The sequence below is a fragment of the Pseudomonas nitroreducens TX1 genome, from assembly GCF_000313755.1.
Taxonomy (GTDB): Bacteria; Pseudomonadota; Gammaproteobacteria; order Pseudomonadales; family Pseudomonadaceae; genus Pseudomonas; species Pseudomonas nitroreducens_A.
The window spans coordinates 23,876-48,202 of the sequence record NZ_AMZB01000118.1 but is presented as its reverse complement, the minus strand read 5'-3'; the positions used below and the strand labels follow the sequence as shown (position 1 = coordinate 48,202).

General features: G+C 65.0%; 21 protein-coding genes. 9 read left to right on the top strand and 12 right to left on the bottom strand.

What is annotated here, in order from left to right; all coding sequences use genetic code 11:
- Positions 1-150 precede the first annotated feature (150 nt).
- Together C167_RS0117060 and nfuA are read left to right on the top strand one after the other, a co-directional pair.
- Positions 151-2,439 (top strand): fatty acid cis/trans isomerase, encoded by a 2,289-nt coding sequence (locus C167_RS0117060; protein ID WP_017519501.1) that lies wholly within the window; start codon positions 151-153, stop codon positions 2,437-2,439.
- Positions 2,440-2,621: 182 nt separating this feature from the next.
- On the top strand, positions 2,622-3,206 hold the full coding sequence (gene nfuA, locus C167_RS0117055; RefSeq protein ID WP_017519500.1) for a Fe-S biogenesis protein NfuA: 585 nt from the start codon (positions 2,622-2,624) through the stop codon (positions 3,204-3,206).
- Between the two features lie 259 nt (positions 3,207-3,465).
- Here the strand turns inward: nfuA and C167_RS0117050 are convergent, their stop codons facing one another.
- The 7 genes from C167_RS0117050 to lpdA all read right to left on the bottom strand — a co-directional run bounded on the left by C167_RS0117050 (position 3,466) and on the right by lpdA (position 12,363).
- Positions 3,466-3,708: a DUF1272 domain-containing protein gene (locus C167_RS0117050; RefSeq protein WP_017519499.1), complete on the bottom strand. Its 243-nt coding sequence runs from the start codon at positions 3,706-3,708 to the stop codon at positions 3,466-3,468.
- A gap of 29 nt (positions 3,709-3,737) precedes the next feature.
- Positions 3,738-4,742: a GlxA family transcriptional regulator gene (locus tag C167_RS0117045; protein WP_017519498.1), complete on the bottom strand. Its 1,005-nt coding sequence runs from the start codon at positions 4,740-4,742 to the stop codon at positions 3,738-3,740.
- 101 nt (positions 4,743-4,843) lie between these two features.
- A complete protein-coding gene (locus C167_RS0117040; protein WP_017519497.1) occupies positions 4,844-5,389 on the bottom strand; it encodes a DUF4256 domain-containing protein in 546 nt (181 codons plus the stop codon).
- Positions 5,390-5,451: 62 nt separating this feature from the next.
- On the bottom strand, positions 5,452-6,453 hold the full coding sequence (locus tag C167_RS0117035) for a response regulator (RefSeq protein ID WP_017519496.1): 1,002 nt from the start codon (positions 6,451-6,453) through the stop codon (positions 5,452-5,454).
- Positions 6,450-10,133 (bottom strand): PAS domain S-box protein, encoded by a 3,684-nt coding sequence (locus C167_RS0117030; RefSeq protein WP_017519495.1) that lies wholly within the window; start codon positions 10,131-10,133, stop codon positions 6,450-6,452. The genes C167_RS0117035 and C167_RS0117030 overlap by 4 nt, the downstream gene beginning before the upstream one ends.
- Positions 10,134-10,449: 316 nt before the next feature.
- Complete coding sequence (locus C167_RS0117025) at positions 10,450-10,719, bottom strand: hypothetical protein (protein WP_026079120.1); 270 nt, start codon at positions 10,717-10,719, stop codon at positions 10,450-10,452.
- A gap of 243 nt (positions 10,720-10,962) precedes the next feature.
- A complete protein-coding gene (lpdA, locus tag C167_RS0117020; protein WP_017519493.1) occupies positions 10,963-12,363 on the bottom strand; it encodes a dihydrolipoyl dehydrogenase in 1,401 nt (466 codons plus the stop codon).
- Between the two features lie 211 nt (positions 12,364-12,574).
- Between lpdA and C167_RS0117015 the strand changes: the two genes are divergently transcribed.
- The 5 genes from C167_RS0117015 (at position 12,575) to C167_RS32670 (ending at position 16,195) form a co-directional block, all read left to right on the top strand.
- A complete protein-coding gene (locus C167_RS0117015) occupies positions 12,575-13,696 on the top strand; it encodes a M14 family metallopeptidase (protein WP_017519492.1) in 1,122 nt (373 codons plus the stop codon).
- Between the two features lie 242 nt (positions 13,697-13,938).
- The gene (locus C167_RS34875) at positions 13,939-14,094 is read left to right on the top strand and encodes a hypothetical protein (RefSeq protein WP_017519491.1); all 156 of its coding nucleotides are present in this window, start codon (positions 13,939-13,941) and stop codon (positions 14,092-14,094) included.
- A 338-nt stretch (positions 14,095-14,432) separates the two neighbouring features.
- Entirely contained in the window at positions 14,433-14,825 is a 393-nt protein-coding gene (locus C167_RS0117005) for a hypothetical protein (protein WP_017519490.1), read from the top strand.
- A gap of 132 nt (positions 14,826-14,957) precedes the next feature.
- Entirely contained in the window at positions 14,958-15,410 is a 453-nt protein-coding gene (locus C167_RS0117000; RefSeq protein WP_017519489.1) for a PaaI family thioesterase, read from the top strand.
- Between the two features lie 245 nt (positions 15,411-15,655).
- Positions 15,656-16,195, top strand: a complete 540-nt coding sequence (locus C167_RS32670) for a hypothetical protein (RefSeq protein ID WP_017519488.1) — start codon at positions 15,656-15,658, stop codon at positions 16,193-16,195.
- 203 nt (positions 16,196-16,398) lie between these two features.
- Here the strand turns inward: C167_RS32670 and C167_RS0116990 are convergent, their stop codons facing one another.
- Positions 16,399-16,905: a BRO family protein gene (locus tag C167_RS0116990; protein ID WP_017519487.1), complete on the bottom strand. Its 507-nt coding sequence runs from the start codon at positions 16,903-16,905 to the stop codon at positions 16,399-16,401.
- Between the two features lie 528 nt (positions 16,906-17,433).
- Here C167_RS0116990 and C167_RS0116985 point away from each other — a divergent pair.
- Positions 17,434-17,796 (top strand): hypothetical protein, encoded by a 363-nt coding sequence (locus C167_RS0116985; RefSeq protein ID WP_235154328.1) that lies wholly within the window; start codon positions 17,434-17,436, stop codon positions 17,794-17,796.
- Positions 17,797-17,899: 103 nt separating this feature from the next.
- Here C167_RS0116985 and C167_RS0116980 read toward each other — a convergent pair whose 3' ends face one another.
- From C167_RS0116980 to pobA, 4 genes are all read right to left on the bottom strand, one after another.
- Positions 17,900-19,054, bottom strand: coding sequence for a catalase family protein (locus C167_RS0116980; protein ID WP_017519485.1), 1,155 nt, complete (start codon positions 19,052-19,054; stop codon positions 17,900-17,902).
- Between the two features lie 262 nt (positions 19,055-19,316).
- Complete coding sequence (locus tag C167_RS0116975; RefSeq protein ID WP_017519484.1) at positions 19,317-21,224, bottom strand: di-heme-cytochrome C peroxidase; 1,908 nt, start codon at positions 21,222-21,224, stop codon at positions 19,317-19,319.
- A 274-nt stretch (positions 21,225-21,498) separates the two neighbouring features.
- A complete protein-coding gene (locus tag C167_RS35145; RefSeq protein WP_017519483.1) occupies positions 21,499-21,732 on the bottom strand; it encodes a hypothetical protein in 234 nt (77 codons plus the stop codon).
- Positions 21,733-22,150: 418 nt separating this feature from the next.
- Positions 22,151-23,335: a 4-hydroxybenzoate 3-monooxygenase gene (gene pobA, locus C167_RS0116965; protein WP_017519482.1), complete on the bottom strand. Its 1,185-nt coding sequence runs from the start codon at positions 23,333-23,335 to the stop codon at positions 22,151-22,153.
- A 117-nt stretch (positions 23,336-23,452) separates the two neighbouring features.
- Here pobA and C167_RS0116960 point away from each other — a divergent pair, with 117 nt between their 5' ends.
- Positions 23,453-24,322, top strand: a complete 870-nt coding sequence (locus tag C167_RS0116960) for a helix-turn-helix domain-containing protein (RefSeq protein ID WP_026079118.1) — start codon at positions 23,453-23,455, stop codon at positions 24,320-24,322.
- Positions 24,323-24,327 lie beyond the last annotated feature (5 nt).

Below are 24,327 nucleotides of genomic sequence, written 5' to 3'. Positions count from 1 at the left end.
TGACGAAAGGTCGCTGATGATAACAAAGCTGCAGGAAATTTGATCGAGCGAGGTTTTGCATGAAAATCACTCATGTTTGGGCTTTGGTTGGAGCGCATTGCAGCGGCACTCCCGTTAGAATCCGCTCCTTGCTGATGTCTGGAGTCCTTCATGTCCCTGCGAGCCCGTTTCACGTTGCTCATCGCATCCCTGGCGTTTTCGGCGCAGGCCTTGGCGGGAGGGCTGTCCTACACCAAGGATGTCCAGCCGATCTTCACCGAGAAATGCGTGGCCTGCCACGCCTGCTACGACTCGCCCTGCCAGCTCAACCTGACGGCGGCCGAAGGCGCGCAGCGCGGGGCGAACAAGCTGTCGGTGTATGACGGTGCCCGTACCAGGGCGCAGGACCCGACCCGGCTGTTCCTCGATGCTCACGGCGCGGATGCCTGGCGGCGCAAGGACTTCTGGTCGGTGCTCGATGGCCGCGGCAGCCAGGCGGCGCTGATGGCGCGGATGATCGACCTGGGCCATCAGCATCCGCTGGTGCCCAACGCGAAGATTCCCGATGGGCTGGACCTGTCGATCAACCGTACCAACCAATGCCCGACCCCCGACAGCATTGACGATTTCGTGGCGAAGAATCCGAGCAGCGGCATGCCCTTCGCCGTCACCGGTCTGACCGACCAGCAGCTGTCCACCATCAAGACCTGGCTGGCCCAGGGCGCGCCGGTGGACGAACAGGCCTGGCAGCCGGGCAGCGGCGAGGCGCGGCAGATCGCCGAATGGGAGGCCTTCCTGAACCAGGCCGGCGCGCGCCAGAGCCTGGTACAGCGGTGGATTTACGAACATTTGTACCTCGCCCATCTGTACTTCACCGAGCACGGCGAGCCGGGGCATTTCTTCCAACTGGTACGTTCGCGCACGCCCAGCGGCCAACCCATCGACCCTATCGCCACGCGCCGGCCCAATGACGATCCGGGCAACACCTTCTACTACCGCCTCTGGCCCATCCAGGGGGTGATCGTGCACAAGACGCACATCACCTATCCGCTCAACGAGGCCCGCCTCAGGCGTAATCAGGAGTTGTTCTACGGCTCCGCCTGGGACACCGACAAGGTGCCGGGCTACGGCCTGCAGCATCGCGCCAATCCGTTCGTGACCTTCGAGGCGATTCCGGCGCGGGCGCGCTACCAGTTCATGCTGGACAACGCCGAGTATTTCGTCCGCACCTTCATTCGCGGGCCGGTGTGCCGCGGGCAGATTGCCACCGACGTGATCCGCGACAATTTCTGGGCAGTGTTCCAGGACCCGGACCACGATCTCTACGTCACCGATCCGAAGTTCCAGCGCCAGGCCTCGCCGCTGCTGGCGCTGCCGGGGCAGATTGATGACGTCGGCACCATGCTGTCGCAGTGGCGTTCCTACCGCGACAAGCGCAACCAGTACGAAGAGCTGCGCCAGGACGTCTATGACGAGGCGCCGGCGCCGACCTGGGCCGACATCTGGGCCGGCAACGACAACGCCGTGCTGAGCATCTTCCGCCAGTACGACAGCGCCTCGGTGCGCAAGGGGTTGATCGGCGGCGTGCCGCAGACTATCTGGTGGATGGACTACCCACTGCTGGAGCGCACCTACTACGGGCTGGTGGTGAACTTCGACGTGTTCGGCAACGTCGCCCACCAGGCGCAGACACGGCTGTATTTCGACCTGATCCGCAACGGCGCCGAGCAGAACTTCCTGCGCCTGATGCCGGTTGGCGAGCGCAAGAAGCTGCTCGACGACTGGTACCAGAGCAGCGGCAAGCTGAAGATGTGGGCCGACTACTACAACTCCGGCAGCGACGCACCCACCGGCCTGTTCCTGCCGGAAAAAGGCGCCAAGGTGGCCTTCGCCAAGCAACTGCTGAAGCACTACGTGGCGCTCAATGCGCGCCCTGACCCGATCAACCTGTGCGAGGACGGTGCCTGTTACCGCAACACCGTGGCTGCGCCGCTGCAGGATGCCGAACAGGCCTTCAGCCGCCTGGTCAGCCGCCCGGCCGCCGGATTACCGGTCATCGACCAGTTCCCCGAGGCGACCCTGCTGCGCGTGGAACTGCCGGACGGCCAGCGCGAGATCTATACCGTGCTGCGCAACCGCGCGCACAGCAACGTTGCCTTCATGATGGGCGAGTCGCTGCGCTACCAGCCCGGGTTGGATACCCTGACCATCTACCCTGGCGTGCTGTCGAGCTACCCGAACTTCATGTTCAACCTGAAAGCCGCCGAGGTGGGCGACTTCGTCGCTGCGCTGGAGCAGGCGAAGGGTGCCGCGGACTTCGAGAAGGTTGCCGACCGCTGGGGGATTCGCCGCAGCCACCCGCAGTTCTGGTTCTACTTCCATGACCTGGATGCCTACCTGCGTGAAACCGAGCCGGTGGAGGCGGGCGTGCTGGACATGAACCGCTACGAGAACCTGTGACCGAGGTCATGTAGGAGCGAGCTTGCTCGCGAACGGCCCAACTGTGGAGGTTGGTTCGCGAGCAAGCTCGCTCCTACGAAAAGCCACGCTGCCCAGCTGCGAATTATTCCTACTAAAACGGTAGGGCTTTATCCCTTACCCCCGAATGGCGTAAACTGGCGCCACGTTTGCGAGGAGTTGCCATGAGCGCTATCACCATCACCGAAGCCGCACAGGATTACCTGGCCGAGCTGCTGTCCAAGCAGGACACCCCCGGCATCGGCATTCGCATCTTCATCACCCAGCCGGGCACCCAGTACGCCGAAACCTGCATCGCCTACTGCAAGCCGGGCGAGCAGAAGCCGGAAGACACCCCGGTCGGCCTGAAAGCCTTCACCGCCTACATCGACGCCATCAGCGAGCCGTTCCTTGACGACGCCGTGGTCGACTACGCCACCGACCGCATGGGCGGCCAGCTGACCATCAAGGCGCCCAACGCCAAGGTGCCGATGGTCAATGAGGACAGCCCGCTCAACGAGCGCATCAACTACTATCTGCAGACCGAGATCAACCCCGGCCTGGCCAGCCACGGCGGCCAGGTAAGCCTGGTGGACGTGGTCGAGGACAATATCGCCGTGCTGCGTTTTGGCGGTGGTTGCCAGGGCTGCGGCGCGGTCGAGATGACCCTGAAGGATGGCGTCGAGAAGACCCTGATCGAGCGCATCCCGGAGTTGAAGGGCGTGCGTGACGTCACCGACCACAGCAACCGCGAGAACGCCTACTACTGAACCCAGGTGATCGAGCAGCGAAAAGGCGACCTTCGGGCCGCCTTTTTCGTTTGGGTTCGCCGCGTGGCGCTGGGCCCCGTCTGTTGCGTGAGATCGCTCCCTGGTGCTCTTCGGCGTCAGGCGGACCCATCGCGGACGGAGTCCGCTCCTGCCCGGAGATTCACCACGGTGCTTCCCCTTCAGGGGCGAGCTTGCTGGCGAACCGTCGGCAACGCCGGCGCCTCATATACTCGATCGCGGCGGATAATGCGGGCCGGGATCAGCCCTGGCACCCGGCAGGCTTGAGCACCCGATGGGTCGAGGCCGGACTGGTCGTCAGCCTCGACAGCGGCCGGCGCGGGCGCGGCACCAGCTCGCCGCCGCAGTTCGGGCATTTGCCATGCAAGACCTGCTCGGCGCAGTCGCTGCAGAAGGTGCATTCGAAGCTGCAGATGCGCGCGTCGGCGCTGTCACCGGGCAAGTCGCGGTTACAGCATTCGCAGCCGGGGCGGAGTTCGAGCATGGCGATGTTCCTTTGGGTTGTTTGGGTTGTCAGTGCAACTGGCCGAAGCGCTCGGCATATTCCTGGGGGCTGATCGCCAGGTGCTTGTGGAAGGTGCGGCGCAGGTTTTCCGGATGGCCGAAGCCGCACAGCCGCGACACCGTGCTGATCGATGCCTGGGCGTCCTGCAGCAGTGCGCGCGCCGCCTCCAGCCGGACTCGTTCGACATATCGGCCTGGCCCCATGCCCAGTTCGCTGATGAACACTCGCGACAGTGTGCGCGGGCTCATGCAGGCCTGCTCGGCCAGGGCTTCCAGCGACAGGTCGTTGCCCAGGTGCGCCGGGATCCACTCCAGCAGCGCGGCCAGACGTGGCGCGCGGGTGGGTTCCGGGGTCAGCCAGTGGCTGAACTGCGCCTGCCCGCCGGGGCGCTTGAGGAACATCACCAGCCGCCTCGCCACAGCCAAAGCCAGCGCGCGGCCGAGGTCTGCCTCCACCAGCGCCAGGGCCAGATCGATGCCGGCGGTCACACCCGCCGAGGTGAAGACATGATCGTCGCCGTCCCGGCGCTGCGGATCGTAGGTATGCAGGCGATCGCCCTGGACAAGCACTTCGGGGAAGCCCGCGCACAGCTCATCGACATTCGCCCAGTGCGTGGTGGCCGGGCGGCCATCGAGCACGCCGGCGGCGGCGAGGATCAGCGCACCGGAGCACACCGAACCGAGCCGGCGCACCTGGGGTTCGGCGGTCGCCAGCCAGTGCAGCAGCTCAATGTTCTCGCATTGGGTCGGCACGCCCGGCCCGCCGGGCACCAGCAGTGTGTCCAGCGAGGTGGGATCGATCTCGCGCCAAGCCTGATCGGCGCAAATGCGGATGCCGGCGGAGGTCGCGACCGGCCCGGCCTGTTCACCCAGCACCAGCAGCTCGTAAATCGGCGCCAGGCCGTGACGCTCGCGCTCGACATTGGCGGAGGCGAAAACCTGCAGCGGCCCGGTGATATCCAGGCTCATGACCTCGGGGTAGAGCAGGCTGGCGATGCGGCGCGGCGGTTCCATGGCAAGACTCGTTCGATAGACGCAACGAGTGTGGCGGTGACCGACGCTGGCGGCAACGTCTGTCGCCCCACGAATCTTGCCAGGTCGTCTGCCGCGGGCCGTCAGACCTTCAGCACGCCGCGAAAGCCCCGTGCAGCGTAATAGGACTGCACACCGTTGTGGTAGGTGAAAACCCGCTCGTAGCGGCGGTCGCCGAACAGCGCGCCCTCCAGCTTGCGCATGGAGCCCGGTGTACGCAGCCAGCTGGAGGTCTTCCGGTCGAAGCTGCCCAGCTCCTGCAATTGGCGGTACTGCGCCTCGTCCAGCAGCTCGATGCCGATCTGCGCGGCCAATTCGGTGGCGCAGCCGGCGGGCTTGTCTTTCTTGCGCGCGTCCAGCGCCTCGCGGTCGTAGCACAGGCTGCGGCGCCCGGCCGGGGTTTCGGCAGAGCAGTCGAAGAACAGGATGGCGCCGCTGGCGCTCTCGCGGCCGACCACATCGGGCTCGCCACCGGTGGCTTCCATCTGCTCCAGGGCCTTGAGCTTGGCCGGGGCGGCCTTCAGGCGTGCCTGGACGTCCGCCCAGTCGATGCCCCGGTGGCGCTCGGGATGCTGTTCGAAGCGGGCCTGCAAGGTCGCCAGCAGGGCATCGTGCTGTTTCGCATTCATCTTGCTTGCTCTCGGCAAAGGTAGAGGTCAGAGAGTAAAGCAGGAATCGCGCGTGATGCCGCTCAGCCGGCGTCGGCCCAGCGTTCGCGCACCGCAAGGATGTCGGGCAGGCAGCCGAGGAACAGCTCCACCAGCTCCGGGTCGAACTGGCTGCCTTTCTCCCGGCGCAGCAGCTCGACTGCCTCCTCGATGCTCCAAGCCGGTTTGTACGGGCGTACGCTGGTCAGCGCGTCGAACACGTCGGCGATGGCGACGATGCGGCCCTCGGGCGGAATCTCTTCGCCGCGCAGGCCGTTGGGATAACCGCTGCCGTCCCAGCGCTCGTGGTGGGTGAGGGCGATGCTGCGGGCCAGGCGCAGCAGGTTGGAGTCGTGCTCGCCGATGATCCGCGCGCCGATCTCCGGGTGCTGGCGCATCACCTGCCATTCGCGCTCGTCGAGCCGGCCGGGCTTCTGCAGGATGGCGTCGGGAATGCCGATCTTGCCCACGTCGTGCATGGGCGCGGCGTTGAGCAGATCGTCGGCGGCTTTCTCCGGGTAGCCGGCGGCGCGCGCCAGGATATGTGCGTAGTGGCTCATGCGGATGACGTGCAGGCCGGTCTCGTTGTCCTTGTATTCGGATGCCTTGCCCAGGCGCTGGACGATCTGCAGGCGTGTCTCGCGTAGCTCCTCCACGCGCACCAGCGACAGGTGGGTGCGCACCCGAGCCTTGACGATGGGCGGGCTGACCGGCTTGGTGATGTAGTCCACCGCGCCGACCTCGAAGCCCCTGGCCTCATCCGGCACATCGGCCAGGGCGGTGACGAAGATCACCGGAATGCTGCCGGTGGCCTGCTCGGACTTGAGCCGCTGGCAGACCTCGAAGCCGGTCATGCCGGGCATCATCACGTCCAGCAGGATCAGGTCCGGGCGCTCGCGGTTGGCCAGTTCCAGCGCCTTGTCGCCGTCCTTGGCGAACAGCAGGCGGTAGTCGTCCTGCAGGATGTGGCGCAGCACCTGGAGGTTGGTGGCTTCGTCGTCCACCAGCAGCAGGCAGGGGCGATGATCTTGGGTGGTGAACGTCATGCTTGCTCCAGGCGGGCGCCGAGGGTACGGACCCATTCGAGGGCTTGATCGAAATCGAAATCGTCGATGGCAAAGCGCAGTGCCTCGAAAGCCTCGCGGTGCTCGCCCTGGGCGGTACCCCGGCGCAGACGCTCCAGCGCCTGGTCATCGAGGCCGCCCCGGGAGAGGGCCAGTTGCAGGGCTTGCAGCGCATCGAGCAGGTCCTGCGAAGCGACTTCGCCCACGACGTCACTGACCGCTTCGGTGCCGGCTTCCGGCACCAGTGGCAGCGATTCGCGGACGGCGGAGAATTCGGCACGGACCCGTTCCAGCGCAGTACCCAGCTGTTCAGTCGTGCCATGGTCGGCGGCGCCTTCCAGCGCGCCGATGGCGCCGGCCAGGCGCGGCAGGGCAAGGTTGGCGGCGGCGCCGCGCAGACGGTGGCTGAGGGCGGTGATGGCGGCACGATCACCCTCTTTCACTGAGTTTTCCAAGTTGAGCAGACTGGTTTCCTGCTCGTTGAGGAAGCGCAGGACGGCCCGTGCCATAGGTAACGGGCCGCCCCACAGGCGGGCCCCGGTGTCCCAATCCAGGGTCGCCAGCGGTGCGCTTTCGGCGACTGGCGTGCTGCATGCAGCCGGCGCCGCGCCGAGCAGTCGGGCCATTTCATCGAGCAGGCCGGCAAGATCCAGCGGCTTGCTGGCGAAGCCGTTCATGCCGGCATCCAGGGCGTTCTGCCGGTCGCGGTCGAGCACGCTGGCGGTGAGGGCGATGATCGGCACGGCCTCCATGCCGCGTTCCTGTTCGATGGCGCGAATCTGTCGGGTGGCTTCGAGGCCATCCATGCCGGGCATCTGCACATCCATCAGGACGAGGTCGAAGGCCTGCGCGCTATAGGCTTCCACGGCGGCCTTGCCATCACCGACGCTGTGCGGGCGATGGCCCTGGCGGCGCAGGTTCAGCTCGAGCAGCTCGACGTTCTGCGGTACGTCGTCGGCCACCAGGATGCGCAGCGGCGGCAGGCTCGGCGCGTGGCTGCGGGCGGTTGATTGCACGCTGCGACCGGCCGGCAGCGGCAGGTCGACGGTGAACACGCTGCCGCGGCCCACTTCGCTTTCCACGCTGATGCGGCCTCCCATCAGCTCCACCAGCTGGCGCGAAATGGTGGTGCCCAGCCCTGTGCCGCCGAAGCGCCGGCTCATGGAGGCGTCGGCCTGGGCGAAGGGGTCGAAGATGCGCTCCAGGCGGTCGGCGGCGATGCCGATCCCGGTGTCGCGGATAGCCAGGCGCAGCGCGCCCGGTTCGCCGCTGATGACCAGCCGCACTTCGCCGCGCTCGGTGAATTTCACCGCGTTGCCCAGCAGGTTGGTCAGCACCTGCTGCAGGCGCAGCGGGTCACCGCGGAAGTAATCGCCGGCGCGCTGGCCGTAATCGATCTGCAGGTTCAGGCCCTTGCGCTCGGCGGACAGTCGCAGCGCCGCGCAGACCTGCTCGCACAGCTCCGGCAGGGAGAAGTCGAGGGCTTCCAGTTCGATGGCGCCACGGTCGAGCTTGGCGGTGTCGAGGATATCGTTGAGCAGCCCCAGCAGCGAGCGCGAGGCATTCTGGACGGTGGTCAGGTAGCGCCGCTGGTTGTCTTCCAGCGGCGAGTCAAGCAGCAGTTCGGTGAAGCCCATGATGGCGTTCATCGGCGTTCGGATCTCGTGGCTCATGTTGGCGAGGAAGCTGCTGCGAGCGGCGGCGGCCTGTTCGGCGCGGTCGCGGGCGCTGCGCAGCTCCTGCTCCATGACCCGGCGGGGGGTGAGGTCGGTGGCCAGCTTCACCACCTTTACCGGCTTGCCATCGAAGTCGAGGATCGGGTTGTAGGTGGCGTGGATCCACACTTCGCGGCCGTCCTTGGCCAGGCGGCGGTATTCGCCGGCGCTGTGCTGGCCCTCGCGCAATCCCTGCCAGAACATCTGGTACTGGGCGCTGGTCGCGGTGCCCGGCGGGCAGAACAGGCTGTGGTGCTGGCCCAGCACTTCGGCCTCGGTATAGCCGAAGAGTTCGAGGATGTTTTCGTTGGCAGCCAACACGCGGCCGTCCAGATCGAATTCGATCAGCGCCATGGCGCGGCCAATGGCGGTGACCTTGCCTTCGTACTCGTTGCTCAGCAGCTTGGTTTCGGTCTGGTCGAGCAGCACGCCGTCGATCCACTGCGGCTTGCCGGCCTCGTCGTAGCAGGCGCTGCCGCTTTCCCAGATCCAGCGCTCGCGGCCGGTGCGGTCGAACAGGCGGTATTCGACGACATAGCTGCAACCCTCGGCGATGGCGCGGCGGATTTCCTCGTTCACCGCGTGCTGGTCGTCGGGGTGGTAGAGCTGGTTGAAGGTGACGCGCTGATCGATGAAATCCTGCGCCGACCAGCCGGTGACGGCCTCGACCGCATCGCTGACGAACAGGATGCTCCAGACGTCATCCGGCAGGACGCGGAAGGCGATGCCGGGCATGTTGCGAATCAGCGAGCGGTACTGTTCCTCGCGGGTGCGCAGGGCCTGCTCCATCTCGCGGCGTTCGCTGATGTCGGCGACGAACACGACGAACCAGGGCTTGCCGTCGTGGTCGGTGACACCCAGGCTGACCCGTGCGGGGAATTCGCGACCCTCGCGGGTCAGGCCTTCCAGCTCCAGCTCGGAGTTGTGGAACTGGCGCTCGCCGCTGCGCTTGTAGTTTTCAAGCGCCACGCGGAATTGCTCACCGTAGGCCTCGTTCATCAGTACTTGCATGGGCTGCCCGACCAACTCGTGCGGTGCCCAGCCGAACAGGCGCAGTACGGCGTGGTTGACCGAGCGGATCACGCCGCTGTGGTCGATGGTGAGAATGGCCTCGACAGCGGCGTCGAGCAGCGAATCCAGGTGCTTGCGTCGACGCTGGAGTTCCTGGAACAGCTGGCGGTAGCGCAACAGGCCGTTCACCGCGGCCACGCAGATGCTCAGGCTGATGGTGGCCATGGACACCGCCAGCGCCAGGTAGAAGCTGCCCTGTACGCCCTGGGGTGTGCCGAACTCCTCCATGCCGACGAAGCGCGCCGCGGCCATGCCGGTGTAATGCATGCCGGCGATGGCCAGGCCCATCACCACGCCGCTGACCAGTATTGCCAGGTTCGGCCGCATCCGCCCGCGCAGGCCGAATCGGACCCACAGCGCGATGACCGCCAGCACCACGGCGACGAGGATCGACAGGGCGAACATCCACGGGTTGTAGCGCAACAGCGGGGCCATCTGCATGGCGGCCATGCCGCTGTAGTGCATGGCACCGATCCCGGCGCCGACCAGCACGCCCCCGCCGATCAACTGAAGGTGGCTGACGTTGCGCCGGGCCAGCAGATTCAGGGCAATCCACGACGCGAACAGGCTAGGCAAGCCGGAGAGCAGGGTAACCAGCGGGTCATAGCGCACCGCCGCGCAGAGCTGGAAGGACAGCATGCCGATGAAGTGCATCGCCCACACGCCGCCGCCCAGCGCCACGGCGCCAGTGCCGATGGCCAACTGGCGGTAGTACGGACTGCGGGCCAGCCGCGCCACGCCCGACAATTGCAGGGCCATGGTCGAGGCAAAAATGGCGATGAGCACGGAGAGCAGCACCAGCGCGGTGTTGTGCTCGCCGAAAACCAACAGCGAAGGGGTGTCGCCACTGTAGAAATATCGCTGCAGATCGAGCATTGAACGAAGACCGTACTGCGTGCCGAAGGCCCGGTGGATGGGGTGACTAATGAGTCGGTGCGAAGCAGAGCACAGGATGGATGCAAATTGCCATCATTGTCGGTCGCTTGAACCGCAAAAACCGCGTCACCCGCGTGGAATCGGACGAGCGGGAAGCCAGGGTTCGGAATCGAAGCTGAAACGATGCAGCAGCAGAAGTGACCGATAATGCGCTATCGGCGGTGGAGGCGGGAAATTGAGCGCTTGCCGACGGCTGGCAGCGCCCATGAAAAAGCCCGGCGGGGGCCGGGCTCTTTCGGTGGTACCTGTCTGCGGATCAGGCGGGCATGTGCCATTCCTGCAGGCGGTAGCCTTCGCGGTTCAGCTCGTCGCGGGCCTGGTTCAGCAGGCCCTCGAGCTGCTCCGGGTCGGAGTAGGCGGAGCTGGGAATGCGGGTGAGGCCCAGCAGGCGGGCACCGGTACGATCGAGGACGGACAGGTCGAGGCTGCCGTCGCCCCCTTGGTCAACCCAGGTCACGCAGTGGAAGGGTTGGAAGGCTCGTCCGGTGATCAGCAGAGCCTCGTTGAAACGAAGAGTCGCATGCATGGTTGTGATCTCTCTGCGGTAATCCATTGCGAAGTGGCGAAAGCGGTTCATCCACTTTCGTGTTCGTTCACGCAATTGATGGTTTCAGAGTCGAAGAAAGTCACAGCCCATGTCGCGTTTGTACACAAACTAGTCGCAAATTAATCCGAGTGAAACGCTGCAGGCCCCGCCATCCGTGGCCTGCAGCGCGGTTGCGGGTGCGCTGTCGCGCCGCACCTACCGCTCGTCAGAGGCGACCGGCGGTCAGGCCTGCATGGCCCAGCCGTCCACGTTCATCGCCGCCTGGCGCAGTGCCTCGGAACGGGTCGGGTGAGGGTGGCAGGTACGCGCGATGTCTTCGGCGGCGCCGCGGAACTCCATGGCCACGCAGTATTCCGCGATCATGTCGCCGACGTTCGGGCCGATCATGTGTACGCCGAGGATCTCGTCGCTGCGCTCGTCCGCCAGTACCTTCACGAAGCCCTCGGTCTCGTGGTTGATCTTCGCCCGGCTGTTGGCGGTGAAGGGGAACTTGCCGACCTTGTAGGCGCGGCCCTCGGCCTTGAGTTGCTCCTCGGTCCTGCCCACGGTGGCGACTTCCGGGTGGGTGTAGATCACGCTGGGGATCACGTCGTAGTTCACTTCGCCCGCCTTGCCGGCTATCAGTTCGACGCAGGCGATGGCCTCGTCTTCGGCCTTGTGCGCGAGCATCGGGCCGGAGGTGACGTCGCCGATCACCCAGATGCCCGGTACGCTGCTGCGGTGCTCGTGGTTCTCCAGCATGCCGCGCTTGTCGGTGGTCAATCCCACGCTCTCCAGCCCCAGGCCCTGGGTATAGGGGCGGCGGCCGATGGCGAGCAGGACGTAATCGGCCTGGATCGACTCCGCCGCGCCGCCGGCGGCCGGCTCCACGCTCAGGGTCACCTGCTTGCCGCTGACCTTGGCCTGGGTGACCTTCGAGCCCAGCTTGAAGCTCATGCCTTGCTTGGTCAGCGTGCGCTGGAAGGTCTTGGCGGTTTCCAGGTCCATGCCGGGGCAGATGCGGTCGAGGTATTCGATCACCGTCACTTCCGCGCCCAGGCGACGCCACACCGAACCCAGCTCCAGGCCGATCACCCCGGCGCCGATCACCACCAGGTGCTTGGGCACTTCCGGGATGGACAGCGCGCCGGTGGAATCGAGGATGCGCTGGTTGTCAACTTCCACGCCCGGCAGCGGGGAGGGCTCCGAGCCGGTGGCGATGATGATGTCCTTGGCGCTCAGCGCAGTCTTGCTGCCGTCGGCGGCGGTCACTTCGACCTTGCCCGGCCCTTCGATGCGGCCCCAGCCCTTCACCCAGTCCACCTTGTTCTTGCGGAACAGGAACTCCACGCCCTTGGTCAGCGCGGTCACGCTCTCGGCCTTCTGCTTCATCATCTGCGCCAGGTCCAGCTTCGGCTTGACCTGGATGCCGAGGTTGGCGAACTCGCCGCCGGCAGCCGCTTCATACAGCTCGGAGGCATGCAGCAGCGCCTTGGATGGCATGCAGCCCACGTTCAGGCAGGTGCCGCCGAGGGTTTCGCGGCCCTCCACGCAGGCCACCTTCAGGCCGAGCTGGCCCGCGCGAATGGCCGCGTTGTAGCCACCGGGGCCGCCGCCAATGACGATCACATCGTATGCGCTCATGCAGTGTTCTCCGCAGTAGGAAAAAGGGGTGAATCGAGGTTAGTCGGCACTCGCCGGATCACCAGCGCAAGGCTCGGGATAAGCGTTACTCAATTTATATTACGAACATAATATATGCTGCCGCGCAAGTCACGCAGACATGACAGGCGCGGCGAGGAGGGCGAAAATGCAGGGCTTTGGCGCCTCAGGTTAGTGCGTCTACGGAGAATTCATGAAGATCGACTGCGATTTCGACAGCGGCAACATCCAGGTCATCGACGACAGCGACCCGCGCCACGTGCGCCTGGCTCTGCGCCCGGACACGAAAAGCCCGCACTTCCAGTGGTTCCACTTCAAGGCCGAGGGCCTGCAGCCCGGCCAGCACTACCAATTCAGCCTGACCAATACCCCCGGCTCCAGCTACACCGGCGGCTGGCCGGGCTACAACGCTGTCGCCTCCTTCGATCAGCGCGACTGGTTCCGCGTGCCCAGCACCTACGATTCCAACGGGCTGCACTTCAGCCTCACCGCCGAGCAACCCCAGGCCTGGTTCGCCTACTTCGAGCCTTACAGCCGCGAGCGCCACGCCGAGCTGGTCAAACGCGCCCTGGCCAACGGTGCCGAACTGCTCGCCACCGGCTACAGCCTGGAGAATCGCGCATTGCCGCTGCTGCGTATCGGCAATGGCAGGGCAGGGGCGTCCAGGATCTGGCTGATCGCCCAGCAGCATCCCGGCGAGCACATGGCCGAATGGTTCATGGAAGGCCTGATCGAGCGCCTGCAATCCGGCGACCCTGACATCCAGCGCCTGTTGGAGCGTGCCGACTTCTACCTGGTGCCCAACATGAACCCCGACGGCGCCTTCCACGGCCACCTGCGCACCAACGCCGCCGGCAAGGACCTCAACCGGGCCTGGGCCGCGCCCAGCGCCGAGGAGAGCCCGGAAGTACTGTTCGTGCAGGAGCAGATGGCCCGGTACGGCGTGGACCTGTTCCTCGACGTGCACGGCGACGAGGAAATTCCCTTCGTGTTCGCCGCCGGCTGCGAAGGCAACCCCGAGTTCACGCCGCGCCTGGATCGCCTGGAAAGCCTGTTCCGCGAGCGCCTGGAAGCCAACGGCGAATTCCAGAGCGTGCACGGCTACCCGAAGGATGCGCCGGGCCAGGCCAACCTGACCCTGGCCTGCAACCATGTCGGCCGCACCTACGACTGCCTGTCGCTGACCCTGGAGATGCCGTTCAAGGACCACAACCTCGCGCCCAATGCGCGCACCGGGTGGAGCGGGGCGCGCTCGAAGGCGCTGGCGGGGGCGGTGCTGGTGACGGTGGCGAGTCTGGTCGACGAGTTGCGTTGAATCCTGGCATGAGTCCTTTACTAACCCTGGCTACGCGCGTCTCTCCCTTCGGAGCGGGGCGCGTAGCCAGGGGCGGGGAGAGATGATCCCGCGCGCGGATGTTCCCTGGCCGCGCGACTTTCTAGCTCCTTTTCCTACACCCGCCCGCTTGACCGCTCGGTCAATCCATCCCGCCTGGCTGTTGAGTCTTCCTCAGCGCGTGCTAGTCCAATTAATGAGGCATCAGCACGCAGGAGGTGCGTATGGCTCGACATCGCAAGCTGTTGACCCCGCAGGTCATCGAAGACCTGCAGGACCGCACGGACGCCCTGGAGGAACTGGATTTCAGAGAGCGCCGGGAAGTGCGCAAGAATCGCTCGAGCGAACACAGGCTCCGCAGCGTCGCTGGCGCGGCATGAGTGCACGGGCCGCAGCCCCTGCCTCGCTGGCGCAAGCGCCAGGCAAGGAGACTCGGCAAGGTCGATTCGGTACCCCGCCGGATCGGTCTTGTGTGAGGTGAATCCCGCCGTAATCCCACTTTGTCGGCCAGTCCCTGATAGTTCGCGCTGGCGCTTCGCTTCCTTCAGAGCCTTCCACGCCAGAAGCGCCATTCCAGAGCGGTTCGCTTCTGTAACGTCGGGCATACCCAGTAGCCGTCGTCTTACAAATATCCCCCTGTAAATTTGAACTGCTTCACATAAAATCGGGTCTTCCGTTAGCGCATTTCGCTCTACCCGCAGCAGTCAGAAGTAGCCCCATGGAAAACCACAGCACCCCCCTGGGCCCGGTCCCTGCTCATCTGGTCCGCGAGGCCGTGGCCAAGAAAACGGGACTGGGTTGGGTGGTCGAGTTCAACGTCGCCACCTGGCTCAACCTGGCCGTGCGCGACGACACTGCAATCGCTCTCAAAATCAGTTACCTGGACGGCGAAAAGCCTCGGGAAGTCGTCGTCGACAAAGGCAACATCTTCGGCGCCCAGCGCATCCTGCTGTGCGGCATCGCCCGCCTGGGCGTGAACCAGAAGCTGGAGGCCATGAGCCTGTCGCTGGAAACCCGAACTCCCATCCAGTCGCTACTGGTGGAGGAACTCTTCGTCCAGGCCGTCGAGCGCCAGACGGAAAAGAAGAGCGGCACCCGCAAGTCCCGCTGACTATCGGTCGGGCAGCCCCAGCGCCGCCATCGGTGGGCATTTCCGCCATGCATGAAGCGACGCCGGGCTTGCAGTCCGCCGGCTGGAACGGGGAACATCGCCGGGCCCCACTCGAAGCTTCCGGAAAGCCCCATGCCCCTCGATATCGACTCGCTCAAGCTCTACACCGCCCACCGCGGCATCGCCATTCCCATGCTCGACTTCCTCCAGTTCCGCCATGCGCCGGCGGAGGATGGAAACGGGCCGGGCTGTCTGGTGGTTCGTGTCGAGCCTCAGCATGTGAATGGCTGGGCCAACGCCCATGGCGGGCTGATCATGACCCTGCTCGACGTCGCCATGGCCCTGAGCGCCAGCGACGCCGACGAAACCCATCGCGGAGTAGTGACCGTGGAGATGAAAACCAGCTTCCTGCGCCCCGGCGGCGAGGTTGGCGAGGTGCTCGAGGCCCACGGCAAGGTCCAGCACCACACCCGCTCCATCGCCTTCTGTGAAAGCGAACTGCGCAACAGCCAGGGGATGATCGTTGCAACCGCGTCGGGCACCTTCAAGTACGTCAACAAGCCGCGCCCGCTGGCTGACGCCTGAGCGCACCGCCTGGCGGTGTGACTGTTCGTGCCGCTGCCCTGGCCGCGCGTCCCGCTCGAACGCAGAGGGCGGGTGAGAGGGTTGAGTCGCGGAGTAAACTTCCGGGTTGGAAGCGCACGCCGCCCGCGATCCGCTCACGTCGCCAGGCTACGCACCGTGCAACTGCCCTCCACAATGGCCTCGCAGAGGAAGTAGGGCATCCACTCCTCCCAATGCCCCCGGCTGATATGAAGTTAGATTTCTCGATGCTCCTGTGGAGCGCACCGCTGGTCATGCTACTCGGTGGCTACCTGCTGTTCCGCTGTATCGGCGGGCTGCGCCGGGTGGTCTCACCCGACGTCTGCTACCGCTGGGCCGACCCCGCCCGCGCGGAAGTGGTGGCGCTGCCGCAACCAGGTCGCTACGTGGTCAACATCGTCTTCCCGCCCTTCACTGTCGTCACCGGTACCGCGCACTTCGACGCCGACTTCGCCATTACCGCCTGTGCCACCGGCAACCCCGTGCCCTACGAGGCGTACAGCCGCTTCAACGTCTTCACCGTGCGGCGCAGCGACATGGGTGGCAACTCCAGCCACCCGCTGGGCGAATTCCACTGCAGCGAACCCGGCGATTACCGGATCAACTGCCTGACCCCGTATCACATCCGCCCCGGCTTCCTGCTGGAAGTGACGCCCTACGTCTCGCCGGGCGGCGTTGTCCCGCTGATCCTCGGCACGCTGCTCGCGTCCTTCATGACCCTCGGCGGGCTGATAGTGACCCTCCTCAAGCTGGGCGGGGAGCTCTGACACCGCTGCGCCGGGTCATGGCCCTGGCGCATGTAGGATGGGTGGCACGCAGCGCTACCCGTGCCGCCGGTGCGCAGGCTATTGATGGGTATCGCTGCGCTCCGCGCCATCCTACGAATGAACCCCTTTGGCGCCGTAGAACCGCGAAGCGGTTATCCGCCGCCACACCGCCACGGCGGATAACGCGTGCCGCGTTATGCGCCCTACGTCCGCAGCCGCTTCGCCCAGGCGCGCCAGCCTCTGCGCCCGGCAATCGGCGAACGCCCGCCCAGCACGCGCGGCAGGTCGCCGAAGCTCACCCAGAGGTCATCCTGCCAATCCAGCACCCGCAGGCAGTGCCGCTCGAACTGCAATTGCACATGGCGCGGGCCGCTGGCCTTGAACTGGCTGCGCACCTGCGGCACCACCGTGCCGCTGATCCAGCGCCTCAGCGAACCGAAGTCCGGCACGTTGAACAGCACCAGCGCCTGGTACACGGCGGATTCGCTGATCAGCACGTAGTCGAGCTCCAGCCCGTCCTCGGTCAGCAACCGCTCCTGGCGAATCTGGTCGTCGGCCATGCGCATGGCCAGGCGTTCTTCGTAGTGGTAACCCGTCACGTGGCAGAAATCGGGGAGGAGGAACCAGACCTGATCGTCGATCAGCAGGGCGCGCAGGGTGCGGCGATTGCGGAGGAAAGGGAGTGGGATTGGCAGGGATGAATCGTCCATTGCAGTCACATCTCTACTGCGGGCAGACCACCTACGGACGATGTTGGATCAGCAGCCACATGAATCAACACGCCGCATTCCGGTGGACGGCCCAAATGGTTGGGCCGCCGAAACAGATCGGCGATTGTCTCTAGGGTTTCGGGCTGCTAATCCCGGCTCCGTCGGTTTCACGGAACAGGTGAAGGGTAGGGAGCTTGAGTTGAGGCGTTCAAGAGTTCGCCATGGACGTATGAGGAGTGCCGTACGAAGCGTGAGTTCCTCCTTGCGCATTTTGGAGCTGATTTGAACAGCCTTCTTCGCATGATTTCGGAGCAGTCCTACATTCTCCCAGCGACTCTCTTCGCTACGGTCACCGCTCGATTACTGCAAAAAAAGGTTGGAGTTTCTTGGTGTTAGCACAATAAACGCCATTCCGGGTGCGCAAATAGCTTCTCTGCTGATCCTGATATCTGCATTGAAGAGTGTATTCGTCATCAAGAATTTTGGCGGTCACCGGGAGTACCCTAATCAACTGTCCGAGGGCAAGATTTGTCCGGGGAATATCGCTATGGAGCTTGTGAAGAATATTCGCAAGAAAATGGATTTACTTCCTCCGCCAATATCATGAGAAAACTTTTCGCTTTTCTTGTGATGCTGTGTGTGGCTCATCTATATGTGGGCTTCTATGAGACCCGTTGGGCCGAAGATAATAGGAGGGTCTTCTTTGTAAAGAAATATCCTTCATTGCGAATTGAGTTCGTAAATCTCTTTGCCAGTGATGCGGACGACAAGCATCTTGATCAATTGAGCCCTCTGGAGCGGGCTGTGGTACGTGACTACTGCAAATATCGCTTAGGTATCGAAACTGAGTTGAAAACGCAGACCGAATTGGAGGCCTGTAAAGAACTCTAAGTGGTTCAGATTCAACAGGCCCGCACGTTGCGGGCTTGTTGTCTTATCTCTGCTCTGTGTCTTTTTGGCGGAATTCTTGTATCGGGAGTATCTCTTTGCAGCGTTATTCCCCTCCTACCCCATTCCTCTGATGCCGATAAACACTCACCGCTTCATAAACCGCCTTCCGCAACCGGTTAATGCCACCAATCGGCCGGTGCTCCGGCAGGGCGTGCCACGGGTTGTAGGAGATGTTGTCGCAGGCGAGGTTCTGCTCGCGGCTGTCGAAGTCCTGGGGCGGGATGGTGACGGTGGCGACGGTCTGGAAGGGGGCGTCGGATTCGCTCCATTCGACGCTGGTGTCTTCGATGGGCATGTATTTGCTCGGGTCCTGTTTCTGCACTTGCAGGGCGAAGCAGGCGGGGACGCGGTCGACCGAGAGTTGCTGGTACATGGCGGTGCGCAGGAAGTTGGGCAGCTTCTCGTTGAGCTTGGGTAGCTGGTAAGCCGGGCAGCCTTCGGCCTGCGGGATGACGCGGAACTTGATGTTGTTGGCCTCGCCCAGTTTATACGGCGCGATGCCGTTGTAGCCGGTTTCGAAGGGGCTGTCCGGCGCGGGGGCGAGGGTCTGCAGGGCGATGACCAGGTGGCGGATTTCCCAGGTGCTGGGCTTCCAGCTGGGGAAGAAGGCGGCCACTTTCTGGCCGCTTGCTTGCGCGGCGAAGTTCTGCCGGTATTCGGCGACGTCGCGGACGAAGAACACCGGGTGGTTGAACATGACGAAGTCCTGCTCGGTGTCGTGCCCTTTGCCGGGCATCAGCTTGGCGCCGGGGACGTCGAGCAGTTTGATGGCCATGCCGCGGGCGTCGCGGGCGCTGTCGAACTGCGGGTAGGCGTTGCCGTTGGAGAAGCGGACCATGGCCTCCCACTTGTGGCCGGGCTCGGCGAACACGCCCTGGCGCAGGCCGGGGGCAATGTCGCTGGCGACCGTGACTTCGGCCTTCACGCAGCCGTGAGCCTTGGCGTGGGCATCACGCAGCACGCGGGTGTTGTCGCGGTGCTGTTCGACGATGCGCACGGCGTCTTCGATGATGGCCTGGGTGAGCTGCGCTTCACCCGGCGGGATTTCTTCCTGGGCGGAAACGGGGCCGGAGAATTTCCAGGCGTAGTAGAGGCTGCCGAGGCCCCAGCCGAGCAGGCCGATGGCGGCGATGGCGAGCAGCAGACGGCCGAGCCATTTGCCGAGGAAGAGCCAGATTCGGGTGAGCAGGGAGCGCATGGCACGGGGTCCTTTGGTGTTTTCTTTTTGTGGAGGGGATTCCGTTCCCTGGCCCGTGGGGGCTTGCTGTGGGGCGTTTCCCTCTCCCTAGCCCTCTCCCTGAAGGGAGAGGGGATGGGGTCGGTGATTCGGTGGTGCTCCGGAGCTTTACCTGTAGGAGCGAGTTTGCTCGCGAACCCGCCCAGCTCAGGCGTCAACGGAAAATCCGTTCGCGAGCAAGCTCGCTCCTACGAAAAGCGAAAAGCTGTTCAGCGCTGGCCGGTCATTCGCACTTCGGCCCGGGCGTCCACGGCGGGGTGGGGACGTTCGGGTCGAGCTGGTTTTCGTACTCGGCGTTGCCCAGCACCTTCAGGTATTCCACCAGCGCCCAGCGCTCTTCCGGCGACAGGGCGCGGCCGATGACGCCGTCCTTGCGGCAGCCGTCGCGGAATTCGTGCCCGCGGTTGCTGTTGCCGGTGACGCTGGTCTTGTAGAGGAAGCCGCCGGGGAAGCGCTCGGTGCGGTAGCCGGCGAACTTGGGGTCGTACTCGAAGCTGCCGACCCAGAACTGCGCGTCGCGCTCGGCCACCGGAGAGAGCATCTGGAACAGGTTGGGCACCGAGCCGTTGTGCAGGAAGGGCGGGGTGGCCCAGATGCCGTCCAGCGGGCGGGCCTTGTAGGCGCGCAGCTCCTGTACGCCGATGGGCAGGCCGTAGCCGTTCATTTGCTGCTGCTGCGCTTCGCTGATGTGCGCGTCGCGGTAGGCGCGCTGCTCGACGAAGGCGGTGATGTAGGCCAGGCCCTTGGCGGCGGAGATCTTCGAGAGGTCCAGCGGCACGTCGTTCCTGGGGTAGAGATGGACGTTCATGGCCGTGAGTTCTTCGACCTTGAGCTTGAGCGGGCGCACGTCGAAGGTGTGGTCGGCGATGTTGTCGGCGGTGGTCGGGTCGGTACCGATCTCGCTGGTGGGCACCATTTTCATGCGCCATTCGGGCACGCGGGCCGGGGCGATGTAGTCCGCCGCGCCCGGCTCCTTCACATGCGGGCCGTGGCAGTAGACGCAGTTGGCCTGGAACAGGGCGCGGCCCTGGGAGGCTTTCTTCAGGTCGATGTCGCCGAACACCGCTTTCGGCCAGGCCGGCGGTTTCAGTTGCTTGAGGGTTTCTTCCAGGGTGTAGAGGTCGCGCAGGCGCACGCTGGAGGCGTAGCGCTCATCGCCCATCACCGGTTTGCCGTCGCTTTCGAACAGGCGCAGGGTGGCGCCGACGCCGAGGGCTTCGCCGATGTTGCGCGCCATGGGCTGCATGGCGGAGCCGTTCCACTGCACCCAGTCGAACTTCCAGATGTCCCACACCTGCGGGTAGTTCACCGGGGCGTTGGCGACGCGGTAGTTGGAGGCATCGATGCCGTCACCGAAGACGCTGTTGGCGATACGGCCGAAGGCGTCGGCGCGGCCGGGGCCTTCCAGGGTCGGGTAGAGGCCGCGGTGGGTGTCGTTCCAGGCGGTGGAAAGCAGGGTGCCGAGGACGTTGCGCACGTCGCGCTTGAGCGCGGCCTTGCCCTTGGGATAGCGGTCGCCCAGCACGCCCTTGGCGAAGCGGTCGAACTTCCACGGCACGTAGTAGGTGGACGCCAGGCTGGCGCCCAGCGCCTGGCCGAACGCGCCGCCGCGCAGGGTAGGCACGGTCGAGGCGATGGAGTGCATGGCCGCGCCACCGTCGATGCGCACGGCGGCACCTTTGTAGCGCAACTCTCCGGTGTGGCAGGCGGAGCAGGTGATGTCGAGGTACCAGGCGCCGGTCTCGCCGTCCTGGTGGCGGGCGAAGCCGACCGGCAGGTTGCCAGGATTCCTTGCGCTGGTGGCCAGGGTGTCGTCGGCGTCGCGGCCGATCTGCTCGGGCTCGATGAGGAAGCCGAAGCGCGCGAGGTTTTCCGGGCTGGCGAACTTGTCCTTGCTGAAGGGCTGCTCGAGGTGGGTGAACCAGTCGTAGCGCAGGCCTTTCACCTGGGTGCCCTGGGGCGTGTAGTAGTAGGTTTCTCGGTCCGCCGAGCTCCACTGGTCGAGATGGACCATCTTCTCCGGCCTGGAATATTCGGGGAGATTGGGATGCGCGGTATACCAGGCGATGACGCCGCCGACGAGCAAGAGGAGCAGCAGGACTGCAAGTAGGACGCGTCCGAGAATGCGCATCGAAACTTCCTTGTTATATGTGCGAAAAAGAATCGGACGTTTATGCCAAGTACGCAGCGGCTTGGCAAGGTGATGCCGTACGGAATTCAGGGTTTTTATGGCGGGCTACGGGGCGCGGCAGGGGATTCCGGATTTCCGGGTTAACGGAAAATGGGCGCGGCGGCAGCATGGGTATCGCTTCGCTCCACCCATCCTACGGAAACCTCGGGGATCGCAGTGACGCGCCTTTGTAGGATGGCGTGGAGCGAAGCGATACCCATCGTCTTTTCGGCAATCACCCAGGGCGCAGTTCCAGCAGCAGGCTCAGGCAGATCGCCGCGCCGATCAGCAGGCCGACCACGCTGGCGATGATCAGCGGCCAGCGCAGGCCCGGGCTGTCGTCTTCGTCATCGGGGAGGCGCGCGTGGATGGCGGGCCAGAGCTCGTCCGGTGGCGGCAGTTCCGGCCAGGGTTCGTCGCTGGGCGGCGGGGAAGGGTGGCCGGCGAGTCGGCAGAGCAGGGCAACCATCCAGTCCAGCGCAGCGATGCGCGTGGGGTGGTAGCGGTCGGCATCGGTCCAGACGCGGAGGAAGGTGTCGACCAGCAGTGCGTCGGCGGCTGTCTGGTCGGTCTTCAGCTTCAGCGCCAGTGGGTAGAGGCGCGGGGCGGTGCAGCGGTACAGCGTGGCGAAGGCGCGCGCGTCCCCATCGCCGGCTTCGGCGAGCAGGTAGCTGAGGAAGTTCGCTTCGTCCGGGTCGATGGTCGCCTCCGGCGGTGTCGCGGCGAGCGGCGTGGCTGGAGGTTAAGGATAGATCCGGCTTTTCCGTAGGGGCGAGCTTGCTCCTGCAAATCCGTAGGGCGAATCACCTGGAACAGGTGATCCGCCGGCTCCTGAGCGGCGGATAACGCCGTTGCGTTATGCGTCCTACGGATTTGCGGAAACGCCGTCAGGCCACTTCCTCGAGCGGCAGGCCGACATAGTTCTCGGCGATGGTCGTGCGGCCGGCCTCGGAGCCGACGAAGTAGTCCAGCTCGGTCTCCAGCATGCGCCGGGTGAAGGCGTCGCTGTCGGGAAACCGGTGCAGCATCGAGGTCATCCACCAGGAGAAGCGTTCGGCCTTCCAGATGCGACGCAGGGCGATGGGCGAATACTGCTCCAGCAGGTCGGTGCGGCCTTCGCCGTAGACCTTCACGAGGATGCGGTGCAGCGCGTCGACGTCGCTGGCGGCGAGGTTCAGGCCCTTGGCGCCGGTGGGCGGGACGATGTGGCCCGCGTCACCAACGAGGAACAGCCGGCCGTACTGCAGTGGCTCGACGACGAAGCTGCGCAGCGGGGCGATGCTCTTTTCCAGCGATGGCCCGGTGACCAACTGGCGTGCGGCGTCCTCGGGGATGCGGCGCTTGAGCTCCTCCCAGAAGCGCTCGTCGGACCAGTCCTCCACGTTCTCTTCCAGCCCCACCTGCAGGTAGTAGCGGCTGCGGGTAGCGCTGCGCTGGCTGCACAGGCTGAAGCCGCGTTCGCTGCTGGCGTAGATGAGTTCGTGGTTGACCGGCGGGGTATCGCTGAGCATGCCAAGCCAGCCAAACGGATAGACGCGCTCGAAGACCTTCAGGCGCTCGGCGGGAATGCTGCGCCGGGCCACGCCGTGGAAGCCGTCGCAGCCGGCGATGTAGTCGCAGTCCAGGCGCACGCGTTCGCCTTGGTGGGTGAAAGTGACGTAGGGCTTTTCGCGGGTGACGTCGTGCAGTTCCACGTCGGCCGCTTCGTATACGCTCATCGCACCGCTGGCCGCGCGGGCCTGCATCAGGTCGCGGGTGACTTCGGTCTGGCCGTAGACCATCACCTGCTTGCCGCCGGTAAGGGTCTTGAGGTCGATGCGCTCGCGGCGGCCGTTGAGGACCAGTTCGAAGCCGTCATGCAGCAGGCCTTCGGCGTCCATCCGCGCGCCGGCGCCGGCTTCGCGCAACAGGTCGGCGGTGCCCTGTTCAAGGACGCCAGCGCGGATGCGGCCGAGGACATAGTCGGGTGTTTGGCGTTCGAGGATCACGGTGTCGATGCCAGCCTTGTGCAGCAGCTGGCCAAGCAGAAGGCCCGCAGGGCCGGCGCCGATGATGGCGACTTGTGTCTTCATGGGGTGGCTCCTTGGAGAGCGCTGTTGTTTTTGTCACCTGCATTTTTTGTGGATGAGCAGGGCCTTTGAAGGTAATTTCCAACAGTCTTCTTGGACTTTTCATGGATGTGGGCGGTGATCGAACAACAAGCTGACACGCCGGTCCCGGTGTTCCGCCTGTATGGCGAAACGGCGGTATGGCCGACGCCGGACCTGATCCACTGCGAATCCATCGCCTCGCGCAGCCGCCTGCATGACTGGGAAATCCGCCCGCATCGGCATGGCGATCTGGTGCAGCTGCTCTATGTGCAGTCCGGCGCAGCGGAGCTGGAAGTCGAGGGGCGGGTAACGCCGGTCCGCGAGGCTTCGCTGCAGGTCACGCCGGCGCTGGCGGTGCATGGCTTTCGCTTTGCCGAGGATGTGCAGGGCTGGGTGCTGAGCATGGGCCTGCCGCTGGCCGAGCAACTCGGCGGACTGCTGCAGAGCCCGGTACTGGAGCAGCCGGCGTGCTTCACCGTGGGCGCGGGCAAGGGCCAGCTGGATGCGTTGTTCGAGTCCATCGAGCGCGAGTACGCCCAGCAGGCGCCGGGGCGGGACCTGATGCTGCACTCGCTGCTCAATATGCTGCTGGTCTGGCTCAACCGCCGGGCGCTCGAGTTGTCCCGTGCGCAAGCCAGCCAGTTGGACCGCGGCGTCGAGCATGTGCATGCGTTCTCCCGTCTGCTGGAGCAGGATTTCCGCGAACACCGCCCCATCGAGCATTACGCGGCGGCGCTGGGCATCAGCGCCGCGCACCTCAATGCACTGTGCCGGCGCCTGGCCGGGCAGTCGGCGTTGCAGATGATCCACCAGCGCCTGTTGCTGGAGGCCAAGCGCAACCTGGTGTACACAGCCATGACCATCCAGCAGGTGTCGGACAGCCTGGGCTTCTCCGAACCGGCCTACTTTTCCCGATTCTTCAAGCGCTACGCCGGGGTTTCGCCCCGCGCGTTCCGCGAGCCGCGCTGAGCTGC